Origin of the sequence: Streptomyces sp. NPDC047108, from assembly GCF_040643575.1 — a bacterium.
Classification (GTDB): Bacteria; Actinomycetota; Actinomycetes; order Streptomycetales; family Streptomycetaceae; genus Streptomyces.
The window spans coordinates 36,393-54,115 of record NZ_JBEYUP010000031.1 but is presented as its reverse complement, the minus strand read 5'-3'; the positions used below and the strand labels follow the sequence as shown (position 1 = coordinate 54,115).

8 protein-coding genes and 2 pseudogenes are annotated in these 17,723 nt (G+C 70.8%); 1 reads left to right on the top strand and 9 read right to left on the bottom strand.

All coding sequences use genetic code 11. From position 1 onward, the window contains the following. The 9 genes and pseudogenes from ABZ822_RS31595 to eccD all read right to left on the bottom strand — a co-directional run. A pseudogene (locus tag ABZ822_RS31595) lies at window positions 1-3,683 on the bottom strand (hypothetical protein); the annotation flags it as partial. A gap of 81 nt (window positions 3,684-3,764) precedes the next feature. Beyond that, window positions 3,765-4,142 (bottom strand): hypothetical protein, encoded by a 378-nt coding sequence (locus ABZ822_RS31590; RefSeq protein ID WP_360861722.1) that lies wholly within the window; start codon window positions 4,140-4,142, stop codon window positions 3,765-3,767. Between the two features lie 2 nt (window positions 4,143-4,144). Further along, entirely contained in the window at window positions 4,145-4,600 is a 456-nt protein-coding gene (locus ABZ822_RS31585; protein WP_360861720.1) for a YbaB/EbfC family nucleoid-associated protein, read from the bottom strand. A gap of 154 nt (window positions 4,601-4,754) precedes the next feature. Then, the gene (locus ABZ822_RS31580; RefSeq protein ID WP_360861717.1) at window positions 4,755-8,069 is read right to left on the bottom strand and encodes an AAWKG family protein; all 3,315 of its coding nucleotides are present in this window, start codon (window positions 8,067-8,069) and stop codon (window positions 4,755-4,757) included. Between the two features lie 228 nt (window positions 8,070-8,297). Continuing rightward, a pseudogene (locus ABZ822_RS31575) lies at window positions 8,298-8,747 on the bottom strand (type VII secretion system-associated protein); the annotation flags it as partial. Window positions 8,748-8,878: 131 nt separating this feature from the next. Beyond that, window positions 8,879-9,187: a WXG100 family type VII secretion target gene (locus ABZ822_RS31570; RefSeq protein ID WP_360861715.1), complete on the bottom strand. Its 309-nt coding sequence runs from the start codon at window positions 9,185-9,187 to the stop codon at window positions 8,879-8,881. Between the two features lie 88 nt (window positions 9,188-9,275). Beyond that, window positions 9,276-9,611, bottom strand: a complete 336-nt coding sequence (locus ABZ822_RS31565; protein WP_360861713.1) for a hypothetical protein — start codon at window positions 9,609-9,611, stop codon at window positions 9,276-9,278. Between the two features lie 530 nt (window positions 9,612-10,141). Beyond that, window positions 10,142-11,731: a type VII secretion protein EccB gene (gene eccB / locus ABZ822_RS31560; protein ID WP_360861711.1), complete on the bottom strand. Its 1,590-nt coding sequence runs from the start codon at window positions 11,729-11,731 to the stop codon at window positions 10,142-10,144. A gap of 45 nt (window positions 11,732-11,776) precedes the next feature. After that, window positions 11,777-13,177, bottom strand: coding sequence for a type VII secretion integral membrane protein EccD (gene eccD, locus ABZ822_RS31555; protein WP_360861709.1), 1,401 nt, complete (start codon window positions 13,175-13,177; stop codon window positions 11,777-11,779). A 442-nt stretch (window positions 13,178-13,619) separates the two neighbouring features. Here eccD and eccCa point away from each other — a divergent pair, with 442 nt between their 5' ends. Beyond that, complete coding sequence (gene eccCa, locus ABZ822_RS31550; protein ID WP_360861707.1) at window positions 13,620-17,636, top strand: type VII secretion protein EccCa; 4,017 nt, start codon at window positions 13,620-13,622, stop codon at window positions 17,634-17,636. Window positions 17,637-17,723: the final 87 nt, after the last annotated feature.

Here is a 17,723-nt window from a genome sequence, read left to right as displayed (position 1 = left end):
GCATCCCCCAGCCCCGCATACCCCAGCCACTCCGCACGGTGACGCGGAGCGAACGGCACCATCGCATCACCGAAAGTGATCACCACCGACGGCTTATCACGCCCAGCCGCATGCAACCCCGAAGCCAACGTGCCCACAGCCGAAGCACGACCAGGCGCATCCACATTGTGCAGACCATAAACCGGCATCACATCGACCCGGCCATCCCGCACCGCGTCCGCCACAGCCCGCAGACCCTCACCCCGAACACCACCGACCTGCTCGGCGATCAGAGCATCCAACTCCGGCCCACTCAACTTCGGCACATCGAAGCGATACAGCGCGGTGCCTTTCGGAATCAGCCCCGAACCCGCCTCCCCCTCCAAGGCATGCACCGTGACCGGGGCACCCGCACCCGCCCGGCTGTAGACCATCCGCGACGAAGCACCCCACGCATACGGCTTCAGCACAACCGCCTGATCCGCACCTACAAAATCCAGGAACTCCCGCGCCGTCCCAGGGCCACCGTCAAGACGGTCACTCGCCGCCACCAGAACCAAAGAACCCTCGGCCACCTGAACACCCGGACCCGACGACCCCGACCCGAACTCACCCGTGTGCCAATCAACCCGCTCACGCATCGACTCCGGCACCAGCAACCGCAACCGCTCCTGCACACTCCCCGGAGCAACCACCGTGATACGACCCGGATAACCCAGCTCGGACAACGAATCCATCAACATCGTGGCCGCCGCCTGATGACCGTAGTTCGCGGCGTCATCCACAACCACCGTCACACCAGGCAACGCAGCCAGCCCATCACGCACCGAACGCCGCAGATCCGCCCCCGGCTCCGGCTCCGGCTCCGGCGACACCCCACCCCGCACAGCCGAAGACGAGCCCGGCTCAGACGACGGAGAAGGAACCGGCACCGTACGAGCCGGACCCGACGACACCAGCAAACCCTTCAACGCATCGAACGCCGCCACCAACTCCGGAGCAGGATTCGTAGGCGGCGCAAGACGAACACCCTGCGCAGCCTCATCGACAGACGACGACGGTTCGATCGTGCCGCTGGTGTCGCGTACGCCGCCGGTGCCGTCGTACGAGCTGGTGGTGCTCACCTTCGACGGGGCAGCTGTGGTGTCGTCGGCCGGGATGGCTGTGGTGTCGTCGGCCGCGGTGGCTGTGGTGTCGTCGGCCGGGGTGGGGGCGCTGTCCGTCGAGTCGGACGTGCCCGTGGTCTCCGGGGAGTTGACGGTGTCCGGCGAGGCGGCGTTCTCCGGCGACTGCGGGGTCTGCGGGGTCTCCGGCGACTGCGAGGTCTGCGGGGAACCGTCCGTCGTGGCCGGTGAGCCGTCCACCGGCGCCGTGCTGTCCGAGGGGCGGGGGCTGCCCTGGGGTTGCGCGGAGGAGGAAGCCGGAGTGCCTCCGGCAGTGGGTACGCCTCCTGGCCTGGCGCCGGTGCCCGTGCCTGGCGTGGCGGCAGCGTTGGGGCTGTTGGATGCGACGGGGCTGCCGGCCACTTGGCCCGGCGCCGTTTCCGTACGGGTGCCCTGCTCGGCCTCCTCGTTCGGAGAGTTCCGCTCGTTGCCCTCCGGGGACGGCACGACCCCGTTCTCCGGAGAGTCCACGACGGGGTTCTCCGCAGCCTCCACGACCGCATTTCCCGAGGTGTCCACAACGGCGTGGCCCGCAGAGTCCACGACCGCGTTCCCGGCAGAGTCCACGACCGCGTTGTCGTGGGCCCCATCCGGAGATGCCCCGGACGCGGCTCCCTCCCGATCCGCGGTGCTTCCGACGTGGGCGCCCGAGCCGTCGTCCGCCACCGAGTCGACGGCCTGACCGGTGGGACCGGCGGCGGGACCGCCCGTGGTCGTGGGGCTGTTGCCGATGTTCCCCTGGTTGGTCGTGAGCGGGTCGTCCACCGTGGTCGGCGTGCCGGAGTCGTCGAATGTGCGCCGAGCCTGGTCGGCGTCGCCCTGGGCGGCGACGCTGTCCCCGCCCGGCCCGACCGGCACCTCGGGAGGCTGCGACAGGTTGCTGTTCAGGCTCTCGCGGACGCCGGTGTCGGTGCTGCCGGGCGGCTGGGAGCCGCGCAGGTCGGCGATATCGCGCAGGGCCTGCTCGCGGACCTCTGCGGGGCCGTTGTGAACCTGCTGCCACAGCTCGTTCTCGGCGGCGGACACGGGCGACGAGCCCGGGGGGTACGACGGCTGGTTCTGGGGCGCGTACGGCGGCAGGGTCTCCGCAGATCGGGGCGGGGGCGGCTGGGTGCCGGTGAAGTCGCCCTGCCCGGCGCTCTGCCGGGTGACGGGCGGAGGCGAGGCGAGCGCGGAGCCGTCGCCGCCCGTGGTCTCCGTACGCACAGGGCCGTCGGTGCTGTCGGCGGTGTCGCCGTCCCGGGAACGCGATGAGTCGGCCGAGTCCCGCGTGTCGGAGTCGCCGTTGCCACCGGTGTCGCTGGTGCCGCCGGAGACGGTGGGCGGCTGGTTGCGCAACTTGTCGATGGCGTTGCGCAGTTCGGCACCGGTGTTCAGGGCGGTGTCCTGGAGGGAGGCCTCGACCTGACTGCTGACGCCGGCGCCGACGAAGGTGGACCAGCTGGTGGACCAGTCGCCCTCGAAAGCGCCCTTGATCAAAATCTCCGCGAGCGCCTCGCCGGAGCCGGCGGCGAGGAAGTCGGCCGTCCCCTTGAGCCCGTAGTGCCCGGCCAGCGCGCCGGGCCGGTCCGCGTTGTTGCGCAGGATCTGGTTGTTACGCCACAGGTCGGGGTTGTTCCGGAAGGACAGCGGGTTGTTCGTGGAGTTGGGGCCGCTTCCGTTCGGGCCGGAGCCGGAGCGGTCGTTCGGGGGGTTGTCGCCGTTGCGGCCGGGGTTCGGGCCGGGGCCGGAACCCGGCGTGGAGTTCGGGCTGTTGCGGCCGCTGCCGGGGTTCGGGCCGTTCCGCAGGTCGGGGTTGTTCTTGAAGTCGCGGTCCGGGCCGTTCTTGAGGAACTTGCTGTCGTAGCTCTTGACGATGTTCTTCGCGAAGTCGTTGAAGATGCTGGTGAACAAGCCCGCGGCGGCGCCGAACGCGGCGGCTTTGCCGATCTCCTTCCAGTCGATGCCGTCGGGGCGGCGGCCTTCGGGGGCGAAGTTCATCATCGCCAGCCGCACCGCGAAGGTGGTGAACGCCTCCTGGATCGCCTCGCTCAAGGTCGGCGCGATGTGAAGCCGCTGGGCAAGGTGGGCCATCGTGGCGAGGATCATGAACCGGCTGCGCAGCTTGGCCATCATGATCTGGCTGGCCGTGGCGCCACCGGTGAAGAAGGACATCGCCATGTAGATGGCGATCTCGAGGAGCAGCCGGACGACCTCGGCGATGACCTGCCACTTGGACTCCATGATGTCCATGGAGATCTTGCGCCGTCCCTCGGCGATCTTGTCGAGCTGATCGGCGAACTCGTGCAGAAAGCTCTTGCCGCCGTCGTCGATGAGCACGCTCATCGCCTTCTTGTACGACTCGCCCAGGTCGTCCGGCATGACCTCGCCGATGTCGTGGATCGACTTCGCGATCAGCGCGGCGATGCGGCGGACGTTTCCGCCCGCGCCGGTGAAGGGCTCACGGCTTTCGAAGGCCTTGTCCTCGTCGGCGTCGATGAGCCGTTCCCCGGTGAGGACGAAGATCATCCCGTTGACCGTGGGCGATGGGTTGAGACTCATCGGAAGCCGTCCTGGAGGCAGCGCGGGCAGTTCGGAGCCGCCGCCCCCGGCGGGTCGTGGGAGCGGCGGTCGGTGCTGAGGTCAGCGGCGGCCATGCCCGCCCGAGCCGGTGTCGCCGTTCAGCCCGTCGGCGTCGATGCGGCTGTTGCCCTTCTCGATCTCCTCGATGTTGCGATCGCGGGTGCTCTCCATCATCCGGACCTGGCTGACCGTGGCGTCGGTGATGCCCACCACCGCGTCGCGGATGGACATCAGGGTGTCCTTGGTGGTCTGCCGCTCCTTCTGCTCCCGCGGCTTGGCCTTCTCGGCGAAGTCGCCCTCCGTGCCCGGCCAGCCCATCGTGGGGACCAGCCCGTCGAGGAACTCCTCGGTGGTGCTCTTGGCCAGGGAGCCGATCTCCTCCAGCTGTCCCGCCAGTGCCTCGATTCGGCGCGGGTCCACGTAGTACCGCTGTCCCACCGTCAGTCCTCCCCGTCCTCACCGAGCGCGTCCCGCCAGGCAGGGGTCGCCTGGCCGCCGCGTGCCGTGTCCTCGTCGTCCTCGCGCAGCACCTCGGGCCCGAAGATCCGTTCCCAGTCCAGCTCGAAGCCCTTCAGCTCCGGCACGCTGCTGCTGGGCTCGGTGAAGGGCGCCATCGCCTTCATCACGTGCCGGTTCATCTTCAGGCGCGCGGCGCTCGCCGCTTCCAGGACGCTGGCGGCCAGCTCCTGGGGGGACATGTCGCGGTACTTGTTCTCCAGGAACTCGATCCCGGTCAGCTCACCCTGCGGGCCCGTGGTCGCCCGTACCGCGCGGTCCGAGGAGAGCACCGAGAACGACGCCTGCCGCAGCTCCTGCTCGGTGCGCGCGACCGCCTCCTGGGCCGCCTCGAGTTCGGCCATCGCCTGCTCCAGGCGCTTCTCCAGCGGTTCACTCACGCCTGCCTCTCCCTTCTCCGCCGGTCACGGTCGTCCGGATGACCCGTGTGCCGGACCTGGGCCTCGGGACAGTCAACTGTCCTGCTGTTCCTGCCTGGAGCGGGTCCCGCCGCCCGGGAGCCGGGGGCCCGTCGGGAACGTGTCCCCGCGGTGGTCACCGCCCGATGACGGCAGGGGTGCCGCCCTCCTCGGTGCCCCACACGTCCGCGTCCTCCTCCAGGTAGTCGGCGGAACTGGTGGGCCTGCGGCCCGGCTCCGCCTCCTCCTCGGGGCTGTCGCCGCCGGTGGTCGCCACCCGGGAGGCCGGGGCCAGGAAGGTGTCGCTGTCCTCCTGCCGGTTCCACGGGCTGCGCCGACGGCGGTTGCGGCGCTCGCTCTCCTCCGCCGCGTCGACGAGGACGGCGCGCACCCGCTCGCTGTTGCCCTTGTCGCCGCCCCCCGCGCCCATACCGCCCATGCCGCCGCCCATCGGCATGCCGGGGCTGCCGGGCATGCCGGGCGCACCGGGGGTGCCGGCCGCGGGACCGAGCGGGGTGCCCGCGCTGCCCGCGGCACCGTCCGAGAGCGGGGCGGCGGCCGCGCCGAACGCTTCCGTGCTCGCCCCGGAGAGGCCACCGTCGGAGGCCGCGGAGCTCCCGTTGCCGCCGCCGAGGCCCAGTTCGGACAACGGCACGTCCCGGGACGTGGTGCGGTCGCCGCCGCCACCGGTGCCGAGGTCGTCGAGCAGGTCCGAACCGCCCGGTCCCCCGGCCGAGTTGAGGTCCTTCAGGTCGATCGTCTCCGTCTTTCCCTGCGGGTCGGTGACGGTGGCGACGCCCGTGTCCGGGTCGATGACCTGGGTGCTGCCGTCCGGGAACGTGGTGGTCAGCTGCCCGTTGTCGAGCTCGGTGACGGAACCGTCCGGGTTGGTGACCTTCGCCCCGTGGGTGAGGTCGGTGGTCTTGGTCGAGCCGTCAGGGTCGGTGGTGGTGAGCTGACCATTGTCCGGGTCGAAGGTGGCCTTGCTGCCGTCCGGGAACGTGGTGGTGAAGTCCCCGCCGTCGAACGCGGTGTGCCCGCCGGTCGGGGTCTCCAGGCCGGGCTGGTCGCCATTGAGGTTCCCGAGATTGCCCAGATCGCCGACCGATTCGGTGGGCAGGTCGGAGTTGATGTCGCCCAGGTCGCCGAGATCACCGAGGTCTCCCGGGCCGTTCCCGCCGTTGAGGTTGCCCAGGTTGCCGAGGTTCTCTGTGGTCGTCCTGCCGTCCGGGTCGGTGGTCGTCGCCTGGCCCGTCGTAGGGTCGACGGTCTGGGTGGTGCCGTCGGGGAAGGTGGTGGTCAGCTTGCCGTCGTCACCGAGGGAGGTGACCGAGCCGTCCGGGTTGGTCACCCTGGCCCCGTCGCCGAGGTTCTGCGTGGTGGTGGTGCCGTCCGGATGGGTCGTGGTCAGCGTCCCGGTGTCCGGGTCGAACGAGGTGCTGCTGCCGTCCGGGAAATCGGAGGTGATCTGGGAGCCGTCGAGCTGAGTGGTGCCGCCGGTGGGGGTTTCGAGCGAGCTGCCGGCGCCGCCGTTCACGTCGCCGAGGCTGCCGAGGTTCTGGGTGATCGCGTCGTTGACCGCGGCGTTGTTCTTCCCGCCGGGACCGCCGTTGAGAGAGCCGAGGTTCCCCAGGTTCTGGGTGGCCAGCGCCGGACTGGCGGTGAGCCGGTTCAGGTCCTCGGTGGTGCCGGAGCTTTCGGTGACCGGGTTGTTCAGCGCGTCGTCGAGGCTGCCGAGGTTCAGTTCGCTCGCGCCGCCGGGGCCGTTGAGGCCGCCGAGGTCCTTTTCGAGGGCCTTGGCCTGCTCCTCGGCCTCGCGCTTGGCCTCCTCCTGCTCACGCCGCTGCTCCTCGCGCACCTTTTCCTGGTAGGCGCGGTCCTCCTCGCGCTGCTTCTCCTGTTCGGCGCGCAGCTCGTCCTGGATCCCGCGGTCCTCTTCCCGCTGCTTCTTCTGCTCGTTGCGCACCTCCTCCGCGTACTCGCGGTCCTCCTCGCGCTGCTTGTCCTGCTCGTTCTGCAGCTGCTTCTGGTACTCGCGGTCCTTCGCCCGCTGCTCGTCCTGCTCCTTCTGCAGCTGCTTCTGGAACGCGCGGTTCTCCTCGTTCTGCTTGTTGATCTCGTCGTTCTGGTTCTTCACCTCCTTGTTGTTGTACTCACCGGCTGCCGTGCCGGTCGACTTCGGCTCGGGCACGTTCTCCGTGAAGTCCTTGGACAGGTCGAGGAAGTGGTTGTTCAGCTCCGACTGCACCCGCTTGGCAGGCTCGCCCAGGTACTTGTCGATCCCCTGGCTCCAGAGCTCGACCGCCTTGTCGCCGACCTTCGTCCAGCTCGCGATGTCCGCGAGGTCGCCGTACTCCGGGTGGTCGACGAGGAAGCCGGCCTTGGGCACGTGTTCGTACTTGGAGCCGAGGGAACGGAAAGGGCGGTGCTCGGCCTTGATGTCCGTTTCCGCGATGTTGTGCTCGTCCACCCACCTGGCGAGTTCGTCGAGGACGTAGCGCAGCACCTGGTGCGGGTCGTAGTACCCGGAGCTCGTCCAGTCCCGCCAGGCCTGCAGCAGGTCTGCGGCGGCGCGCTGGAGATACTGGCTGCCCAGCGACAGGGCGCGGGAGTAGACCGTGTTGCCTTCGCCGGTGCCGGTGTCGCCACCGGCTCCGGCCTGCGCGGCGAAGGTCTCGACGTAGCTGTCGTAGTTCTCGCGGATCTTCTTCAGCAGGCCGCGGAAGACCTCCGCCGCCTCGCCCTTCCAGCTCGCGTCGTCCCGGCCGAAGTCGTCCTCCCACTTCTTCAGCTTCTCCGCGTGGTCCCTGAAGAACTTGGCCGCGTAGTCGAACGACTCCCCGGTCTCCTTGAAGGACTTCAGGTCCACCATGTCCGGACCGGGCACCTCCAGTCCGCTGAACCGGGCACCGCCTCCGGTGCCGCCGCCCAGCAGTTCCCTGAGCGCCGTCCGCGGCCCGTTCATGTACTGGGCGAGCGGCCTGCTGTCCATCTTGTCGCCGTTGTAGTCCGTGAACGTGTTGCCCTGACGGACGGTGTGGTCCTTGTCGATGTCGAGGCCGGAGTTGGCGAAGACGATCTCGTCGCCCTGCTTCACGCGGCCCTCGAAGACGATCCGGGCCTGCTTGATGTGGTTGGACTTGCCCCGGTTGAAGAACCAGATGTCGTAGTCCTGGCCTTTGTCCACCAGGAAGCCGGAGCGGTCCTTGACGAGCGAGCCGATCAAGTGGTCCGTGATCTCCATCCGGAAGAGCTTGCCGCCCTGCTCGGAGCGGAGGCTGTCGAAGACGGTGGTGCGGTCCGGCACGGGGAAGCCGGTGATGTGCGCGACCAGGGTGGCCCAGACGTCGTCCGTCGGCTTGCTGGCGTCCTTGAAATCTTCGACGTAGCCCTTGGAGTTGGGGTCGTACCGCTCGGCCACCGGGCGCCCTTTCTGGTCGATGCCTGTCATCCGTGCCGGTGCACGGGGTCCCACGCGGGTGTGCAGCCGGGGGGTTCCCACGCGGACGCGCCGGGGGTCGTGGCCCCGGACGGCACGCGCGGAACGGGCTCAGGCCTTGTCGCCCTTCTCGCCCTCGTCGCCCTTCCCCTTCTCGTCCTTGCCGTCCTTGTCGTCCTTGTCGTCCTTGTCGTCCCTGTCGTCCTTCTCGTCCCTGTCGTCGCCCGACTCCTCGCCGATGCTGCCTGCGGTGAGGGTGTCGACCTCGCCGAAGGTCTGGAGGAGCGTCTGCGCGTCGATCGCGTCGAGGTTCTTGTCCTTGGTCTTGTTGGCCTCGTCGATGGTCTCGGTGAGCGCTTCCTTCAACTCCTTGAAGAGCTGCATCTGGTCACCGAGCAGCTTGTCGATCGCCATGGCCGCTTCACGGACACCCTCGACCAGCGTCGGTCCGGAGACCAGCGGGTCTTTGATCATCTTGCCGATGCGCAGGACCTGGCTGTCGCCCTTGTCCGGGTTCTCCGGGGTGGTGTGCCCGTCGATGAGGTGCCCGAGCGGACGGACCCCGCCCCCAGGGGGCTCCTCCTCGCGGTGCTTCTTCGCGGCGGTGTACGCCCCCTCCACGTCGGAGTCCCGAAAGGTCTCCAACTGCTTGAGGTCGAAGTGTTTGACATCGGCCTTCATATCGGCCATCGGGCGTCCTCCTGCCGCTTCGTACGGGACGGAGATAGGTGGGCGGGGCGGGCCGGTCCGGCCGGCCGACGCACCACGAGCGGCCGGCCGGACCGGTGGGCCGGGCGCGGGGGGTGTGCGCCCGGCCGGTCCTAGCGGGCTCGGACGCTGCCCCAGTTGTCGGCGCTCTTGCGCTCGTCGCGGGAGTGGTTGTCGTGGATGCTCTGGACCAACTCGCCGCTGTCGCCGAGCAGGAGGGCCATGTTCTTGGTGGCCTGGTCCCACTCCGTCTGGACCTGGATGTACATCTGCTGGTCCGACCCCTCCCAGGTGCTGACGAGCGGCTTCAGCTCGTCCTCCAGGTTGTTGAGGGTCGTGATGATCTGCTGGGTCTGGTCCTTCAGCTCCTCGATGGTCCTCTGGACCAGGGAGTACTGCACGTCGATGACGCCGTCAGCCATGACGTCTCCTCTCGGGTGGCCGGGCTCCGGGGCCCGGGAAGCTCACGGGGTCCGGACCTGCCGAAAGGCCGGCGCCGGACGGGGCGGGTCAGCGCAGTGCTTCGAAGACGCCCTGGGAGGTCTTGCTGTTGAGGACCTCGGTCAGGTCCTGGTTCTCCTTCGCCAGGCGGTTGGCGGAGGTGACGTTCTCCTGGAGCGCGTCGGTCATCTTGCTGATCTGGACGACGACCTTCTGCGCCTCGGCGTTCCAGCTCCGGAAGAGCTTCAGCAGGGCCTGGCCCTCGTCACCCCCGACGCCCGAACGCGCGGCGATCTCGCCGACGTTGTTCTGGATCTTCTCGACCTGGCCCCGGGCCGACTCCAGGGACGAGACGCCCCCCAAGCCCTTGGCATAGTCCGCTTTCCTTGCGGCGCTGTCCGCCATGTCGCGCTCCCTTCGTTCGAGCGAGTCTCGTCACAACGGTGCCGAGGCTAAAGAGAATCCCGCTTTTCGCGCAACGCGTGCAGTGCAGATTTGACTAACGGTCAGCCCGCCAAGGACCCAGTGTGCCCAACGCAGTTGTCGCGAGGTTTCGCCCTGGATGAATTTGCCTGCTTCAGCAGCCGAGGGCGGGGGGTGTGCAGTGTTTTCCGGGCCATACGATCCGGGCGGGACTCGGTCATGCAGAAAAGGCAATCGGTCAGCGGAGTTGACCGTTTCCGAAATGTCCGGGCCGACGGCCGTGATTCAGCAGGTCCTGTCGACCGAACTTTGAGGTTCTTCTGAGGTTTCCTGCCGTCTCAGCCCTTGCTCCGGTCACCCTCCGCCACGGCGAGGGCCGGGCGCGGGGATTCCCCGCGCCCGGCCCTATGGCAATCCTGTGACTCCGCGCCATCGGCACCGAGTTCGTCAGGTGGTTTCCGGCCCTCGCTCCCTTTTCCTTTTGCTTTATTCTTGCCTATTCCTTGTCGTGGTCAGCGCGCGGTGCCTGCCGTACGAGCGGTACCGGCGCCGCGGTTGCCGCCGGCTCCGCCGTCCGCCCCGCGCTTCTCCGTTCGCTCGGCTGCACACTTCGGGGCCGTGACCTCGGCCGGCGCGGCGCCCAGGGCGGCTGCCTTGTCCAGATTCGCGCCTGTCGGGAAGGCCGCGAGCAGCGGCGCCGGGACCGAGCCGATGTCCCCGGCCTCGTAACCGAGCGCAGCGAGCGCCTCCTTGGAGGAGACCCGGTACTTCACGCCGTTGTCCGCCACCAGATAGGTGGTGCCCGCGTGCGCGGCCCCGCTCGCGTGCAGGGCCCGGACCAGAGCGCCGTACCCGGGCCGTACGACCGCGGCGTCCGGCGGGGCGCACGCCGGCTCCAGCGGCTGGTCGGTGCCCTCCGGCACCGCGACCGGGGCGAGCCCGGTCAACGGGGCCAGCACCGAGCCGATCCGGGTGCCGCCGTCGCTCCCGTCCACCTTCGCGCACAGAGCACTGCCGCGCGGCGCGGCCTGCGGAACCGGCGGAGCGTCCGGCAGTTCCGCGGATCCGGCCGGGCGCGCGTCCTTCGCCCGGTGCTCGCGCAGGGCGTCCGCGCCGACCGTGCGCACGTGCGGCGACCGCCCCTGGTAGGCGTCCTTCTGCGTGGCGGGGTCGCCCAGTACGAGGGCGGCACCGAGCCGGGTCAGCGGCACCAGCCCGTCCTCGCGCAGCAGGTGGTACGTGCTGCCGCCGCCGGGCACGCTGACCTTGAACAGCTGGCCGATCCGGCTGGACTCGCCGCCGAGCCGGGGGCCTTCCTCACCGCGCCCCGGCACCGCGGGCGGGCTCAGGTCGGGGCCGGGCGCCAGTGCGTCCAGGAACGCCGCGGAGACCGGCATCGGCTGCTCGGAGCCGTAACCGAGGGCGTTGCGGGCGTCGGACTTGCGGTCCAGCGGCAGCCTGCTGCCCCGCCACACCAGGTACTCGGTGTCGTCCGGGCCGCGCACCAGCACCCCGCGGTCGGCGGCGATGCCGCTGGAGTCCAGCGGGGCCCCGGCGACCACGGTGGTGGCGCCCGGCTTGTTCACGCCGGTGCTCGCCGCGCCACCCGAGGTACTGGGCAGCGCCCCGCCCGGCCCGGTGACGCACATGTGCCAGGCGCCGTCGTCGAGCCGGGCGGGCTCGGGTACGGAGTCCGGGGCGCCGGAGATGCCGACCGGGGCTCCCACCGGGGTGTCGCGCAGCGAGGCGGTGCCCACGTCCTTGACCTTGAGTCCGGAGCCGCCGATCAGCCGCGCCGAGGCGTAGTTGCGCACCGGGTGCAGCCTGCCGTCGGTGCCGGTCCACAGGTAGCGGGCGCCGGTGTCGCTGTTGACCACCAGGTGCTGACCGCTGCGCCAGCTGTCGTTCCCACCGGGGCGCAGCAGCCCGTAGACGGTGGCACCCGCGCCGATCAGGACCGTGACCAGCACGCCGAAGACAACGCCGCGGGTGGTGCGCCCGAGCGGGCTCTCCGGGGCGTCCGGGTCGGCCATCAGCAGGCCCGAACTGAGCCTGCCCATCATGAAAGTGTGGGCATGCACCTGGTCGCGTTTGGACTGCACGGCCTCTCCTCAACTCGTTCTCGATGACCGGGTGTACGGGCGGACTCAGCCGAACAGGCCGCGCAGCCAGCCGAAGAGGCCCGCCACCCACAGGCTCAGCGGCAGCAGCGCGACCGCGAAGCCGGTGTGCGCCACCTCCGCCGCGCGGCCCCAGTACGGCAGCACCCGGCGGCCCGGCACCGTCCAGGCGGCGATCACGAGTCCGGCCGCGGCGGCGAACAGCGCGGCGAAGACCACCACGCGCCCGTCGGTGGCGCTGTCCGCGAACCAGGCGCGGGCGAGGAGCAGCAGCCCCCAGATTCCGGGCACCACCAGGGTGAGCCGCTGCCCGATCTGCACCAGGCCGCGGGCGTGGAGAAGCAGCAGCAGGCTCAGCGTGACGGAGGTCAGCACCTCGGGCAGGTCGGGGTGTTCGGCGAGTACGACCAGGGCCGCTGCGGCGACGGTCCCGGTGGCGGCGAAGAGCGCGGTGACCCACCGCCCGGCCAGCTCGGTGCGCTCGGCGACCTCATCGCCCGCGTAGGGCTCGATGCCCTCCTGGAGCTGGCTGGCGGAGGAGGGCAGCGCGGGCATCCGCATCCCGGCCAGCTTGAAGGCGAACGGCGCCACGGCCCCGGCGCCGAGGGCGAGGGCCGCCACCACCAGCGCCACCGCTGCCGGGACGTCCAGGCCGGTGTATCCCATCAGGGCCCCGGCGATCGCGGTGGCCGCCGCGACAACCGCGGTGGCCAGGAGGGCCGGTGCGCCGACGGCGGTTGCGGCGAGCGCGAGGACCGCGCCGCCCGCGCCCGCCGCGCCCCCCGCGAGCAGCCGCGCGCCCACGACCTGCGCCGCGTCGGGGCCGGTCACGTCGCCGCCGGGCAGCACCCAGCCGGCCAGCGCAAGGCAGGGCGCGACGAGCAGACCGAGCGCGGTCGCGGAGAGCCGGTCGCCGACCGCGCGGCTGGCCGAACCCGCACCCGCGAGCAGCAGCAGCCCGGCCACGCCGGCGCAGGCCACCCGTGAGGAGCCGGTGACCCCGGGCCAGAACACCAGCACCAGGGCGGCCGCCACGGTCGCCACCGCGGCACCCACCAGCAGGCCGCGGGCCGCGCCGGGGTGCCAGGTGTGCAGCCGCCGGCCGGCGGTGTCGGCTATCCCGTCCACCAGGTCGTCGAGCCGGGCCTCGGGCAGCGCCTCGGTGTGCGGGCGCAGGTAGAGCACGTCGCCATCGGCGAGCCCGGCGCGGGCGAGGGTGGCCTCCTCGTCGAACGGGGCGTCGCCGAGCCGCTGGAGCACCCAGCCGGCGTGGTCGAGTCCGGACTCCTCGGCCTCCTCGCCGACATAGCGGAGCAGCGTGGGCAACAGGTCGGCGACCGGCACGTCGGCGGGCACGGCCAGATCGACGGAGACACTCGGCGCGCGTACGGTCAGGCGGCACAGTTCGGCCACCGCGCTGTCGGTCATCAGCTCAACCCTCGACTTCCGTAGGGGCTTTGGCAGGGGGATGGCCCCCGGGAAAGGGGGAACGTGCGAAGAGTACGGACGAGCGGCCGGAACGGGGGCGGCAGGGCAGGAGAATTGACCCGCTTGCCCGGCAACTGCCTTTCCCGCGTGGACAGGTCGCGTTCCGTGAATGCAGACTACTGCCGACGCCCGGCGGATTGTGCTGCGGACCGGACTCCAACCCGGTACGGAGTGGACCGGTACGGGAGTTGCCCGCTTCCGTGGTTCCCGGCCGGAACTTTCACTCAGATCTCACCATCGCCCGGGAACCACAGGAATCAGTACGGTGCGGCACTTTCCCGTGCCGGGATTCGACGCGCGCCGGAAAGCCCAGTGGACCCGGAGGTTCTGTTCCTTGAGTGTGGTGCTGTTTCGCCGGCCGGCCCGGAGGCGCGGTCCGGAGATGCCCGAGGGGCAATTGACCCTCCAGGAGCCGCCGGTCCTGGCAGAGACCGTGCCGGACACCTCGGCGATATGGACCTATCTGCCGATGGCACTGATGTCGGTGTCGATGATGCTGATGTTCCTGCGCCCCGGTGGCGGGAACGGCGTCTTCATGTATCTGGCGATGGGCGTCATGGCGCTCTCCGCCGGTGCCATGCTGCTGGGGCAGCTGATGCGCCGCTCCAGCGAGCGCAAACAGCGCCTCAAGGGCGAACGCCGCGACTACCTCCGCTACCTGGCGCAGACCCGCAAGCGGGTCAGGGCCACCATCGTGGAGCAGCAGCGGGCACTCGCCTGGCGCCACCCGGAGCCCGCGTCGCTCCGCTCACTGGCCCGCACCTCGCGACTGTGGGAACGCCGCCCGGCCGACGAGGACTTCGGCGAGGTCCGGCTCGCGGTCGGCGAACAGCAACTCGCGCTCGCCCTGAACCCGGTCTCCACCCGCCCGGTCGAGGACCTCGAACCGCTCTGCGCACACGCCCTGCGCCGCTTCATCCGCGCCTACTCCACCATCCCCGAACAGCCCCTCGGCCTCTACCTGCGCTCGTCCGCCCGGATCCTGCTGCGCCCGGAGGAGACTTCCGGCGAGGAAGGTGCCGAGCCGGCCGTCCCGCCGTACGGGGAGAGCGGCGACGCCCGGGCGGAGGACGGCACCGACGCCGTACGCGCCCTCGTACGTGCCGCACTCGGCCAGCTCGCGGTGTTCCACGCGCCCGAGGAACTGTGTATCGCGATCTGCGTCAGTGACGAGCGGCGGCCCGACTGGGAGTGGGTCAAGTGGCTGCCGCACGCGCTGCATCCGCACGAGGAGGACGGGGCCGGCCAGGTCCGCCGGATCACCGCCGAACTCACCGAGCTGGACGACCTGCTCGGTGCCGAGTTCGCCGAACGCCCCGGCTTCGACCCGGATGCCCGCCCCGGCCGCGACGAGCCCTACACGGTCGTCGTCCTGGACGGCGTCACCGTGCCCGAGGACCACCGCTGGGAGGGCCACGGCTATCGCAACGCCATGGTCCTCGACGTCTCCGGCGCACTGCGCTGGCGGCCCGGCCGCAACACGCTGCGCCTGACCGTCGGGCCGGACCGGGTGAGCCTGGTACGCACCGACCGCAGCCGCAAGGAGCGCTCCGTGCCGCTCGGGCGCCCGGACCGGCTCGGCCCGGTCGGCGCGGAGTCGCTGGCCCGGATGCTCACCTCCCGCCGGATCAGCCTGGGCACGGACATCGCGCAACCGATGGACACCGATGTCGAGTTGACCACCCTGCTCGGCATCCCCGACCTGCACCGGCACGACCCGCACACCCTCTTCGACCGGCACACCGGCTCCGCCCGGCTGCGGGTGCCGGTCGCGGTCGGCGTGGACGGCCGCCCGGTGGAACTCGACATCAAGGAGTCCGCGCAAGGAGGCATGGGCCCGCACGGCATGCTCATCGGCGCCACCGGCTCCGGCAAGAGCGAACTCCTGCGCACCCTCGTCCTCGGCCTCGCCCTGACCAACTCCTCGGAGACCCTCAACTTCGTCCTGGTCGACTTCAAGGGTGGCGCCACGTTCCTCGGTCTGGAGGAACTCCCCCACACCTCCGCCGTCATCACCAACCTCGCTGACGAAGTCGCCCTGGTGGAACGCATGCAGGACGCTCTGCACGGCGAACTCACCCGCCGCCAGGAGCTGTTGCGCGCCGCGGGCAACTACACCTCCGCCCTGGAGTACGAGCGGGCCCGCGCCGGCGGGGCGGATCTGAAACCCCTGCCGAGCCTGTTCGTGGTGGTCGACGAGTTCAGCGAACTGCTCTCCGCGCACCGGGAGTTCATGGACCTGTTCGTGATGATCGGCCGCCTCGGCCGCTCCCTCGGGGTGCACCTGCTGCTCGCCTCGCAGCGCCTGGACGAGGGCCGCATGCATCAGCTCGAGAGCCACCTCTCGTACCGCATCGGCCTGCGCACCTTCTCCGCCATGGAGAGCCGCGGCGTGCTGGGCGTGCCGGACGCCTACCAGCTCCCGGCCCAGCCGGGCAGCGGCTACCTGAAGTCCGGTGTGGAGTCCCTGACCCGGTTCCGCGCCGCCTACTCCTCCGGCAGCTACCGGCGCCGCACCGGTGCGGTGGTCCAGGCCCGGGTGGCGAGCCAGGTGGTGCCGTGGACCAGCGGCTGGGTGGTCCCGCGCACCCTGGAGGCCCCGCCCGAACCGGAGCCGCAGACCGAGGAGACCGGCGACGAGGAGACCCTGCTCGAGGTGGCCCTCGACCGGCTCCGTGACTCCGGTCCCGCCTCCCACCAGGTGTGGCTGCCGCCGCTGAACGAGCCCTCCCCGCTGGACGCCCTGCTGCCCGGCATCGCCCCGGACCCCGAGCGCGGCCTCACCGCGGCCGGCTGGTCGGGCACCGGCAGGCTACGGGTCCCGGTCGGCCTGGTGGACAAGCCCTTCGAGCAGCGCCGGGACCCGCTGGTCGTGGACCTCTCCGGAGCCGGCGGCCACATCGCCGTCGCCGGCGGTTCGCAGAGCGGCAAGTCCACCCTCGCCCGCACGCTGATCGGTGCCCTCGCGCTCACCCACACCCCCGCCGAGGTCCAGTTCTACTGCCTCGACTTCGGCGGCGGCGGTCTCTCGCAACTCGCCGCGCTCCCGCACGTCGGAGGCGTCGCGGCGCGGCTCAACCCGGAGCGCGTGCACCGGGCCGTCGCCGAGGTGATGACGCTGCTCGCCCGCCGCGAGCAGTTCTTCGTGGACCACACCCTCGACTCCATGCAGTCCTACCGCCGCCGGCGGGCCGCAGGAGAGTTCCCCGACGAGCCGTTCGGCGACGTCTTCATGGTGGTCGACGGCTGGTCCACGGTCCGCCAGGACTACGACGACCTGATCCCGAAGTTCAACGAACTCGCCGCCCGCGGCCTCAACTACGGCATTCACCTGCTGATCACCACCACCCGCTGGGTGGAGCTGTCCGCACAGGTCCGCGACCAGGCGGCCACCCGCCTCGAACTGCGGCTGGGCGACCCGATGGACTCCGAGGTCGACACCCGCAAGGCCCGCTCGGTGCCGCGCAGCGGCGGCCGCGGCATCACCGCGGACAGCAAGATGCACTTCCTCGCCGGCCTGCCCCGCCTCGACGGCAGCGGCTCCCTCGACAATCTCGGCGACGGCGTCGCGCACCTGGTCGCGGAAGTCTCCCGGCACTGGTCCGGCGCGCCCGCCCCGCAGGTCAGGATGCTGCCGCACCGGCTCCCGCTGGCCGAACTCCCCGCGCCCGAGCCCACCGAGGGCGGCGGCATGCGCCTCCCGCTGGGCATCGACCAGGACGCACTGGAACCGGTCTGGCACGACTTCAGCCGCACCCCGCACCTCATCGTGGTCGGCGACACCGAGAGCGGCAAGACCAACCTGCTGCGCCGCGTCACCGCGGGCATCACCGCCCGCTACGCCCCCGACGAGGCGAAGATCATCGTGGTGGACTACCGCCGCACCCTGGTGGACACCGTCCCCGAGGAGTACCGCATCGGGCACGTGATCTCCCTGGACAACCTCAAGGAGACCATCGAGGGCGCGGCCCGCGCGCTGAAGACCCGCATCCCCGGCGCGGACCTCGCCCCCGGGCGCATGCGCCAGTGCGACTGGTGGACAGGACCCCGCCTGTTCCTCCTGGTCGACGACTACGACATGGTCTCCGGCAACTCCTTCCAGAGCCCCTTCGAGCCCCTCTTCGAGCACCTGACCCTGGGCTTCGAGATGGGTCTGCACCTGATCGTGGCCCGCAGCGCGATGGGGGCGGGACGCGGCCTCAGCGACGCCCTCCTCCGCCGCCTCGACGAGGCCAACAACCCCGCCGTCCTCCTCTCCTGCCCGCCCACCGAAGGCCGCCTCTTCGGCAACGCCAAGCCCCGCAACCTCCCTCCGGGCCGGGCCCTTCACATCGCCCGTCGCCGGGAGCGGTTGATGCAGACGGCGCTGGTGGAGGAGGGCCGCGGCCAAGCGGACTGAGAGAACGCGGGAACGAGGAGCACGCATCCGTACGGGACAGCGGGGGCCGCCTCAGGTGGCCCCCGCCGGGGTTCGGGGACGGCCCGC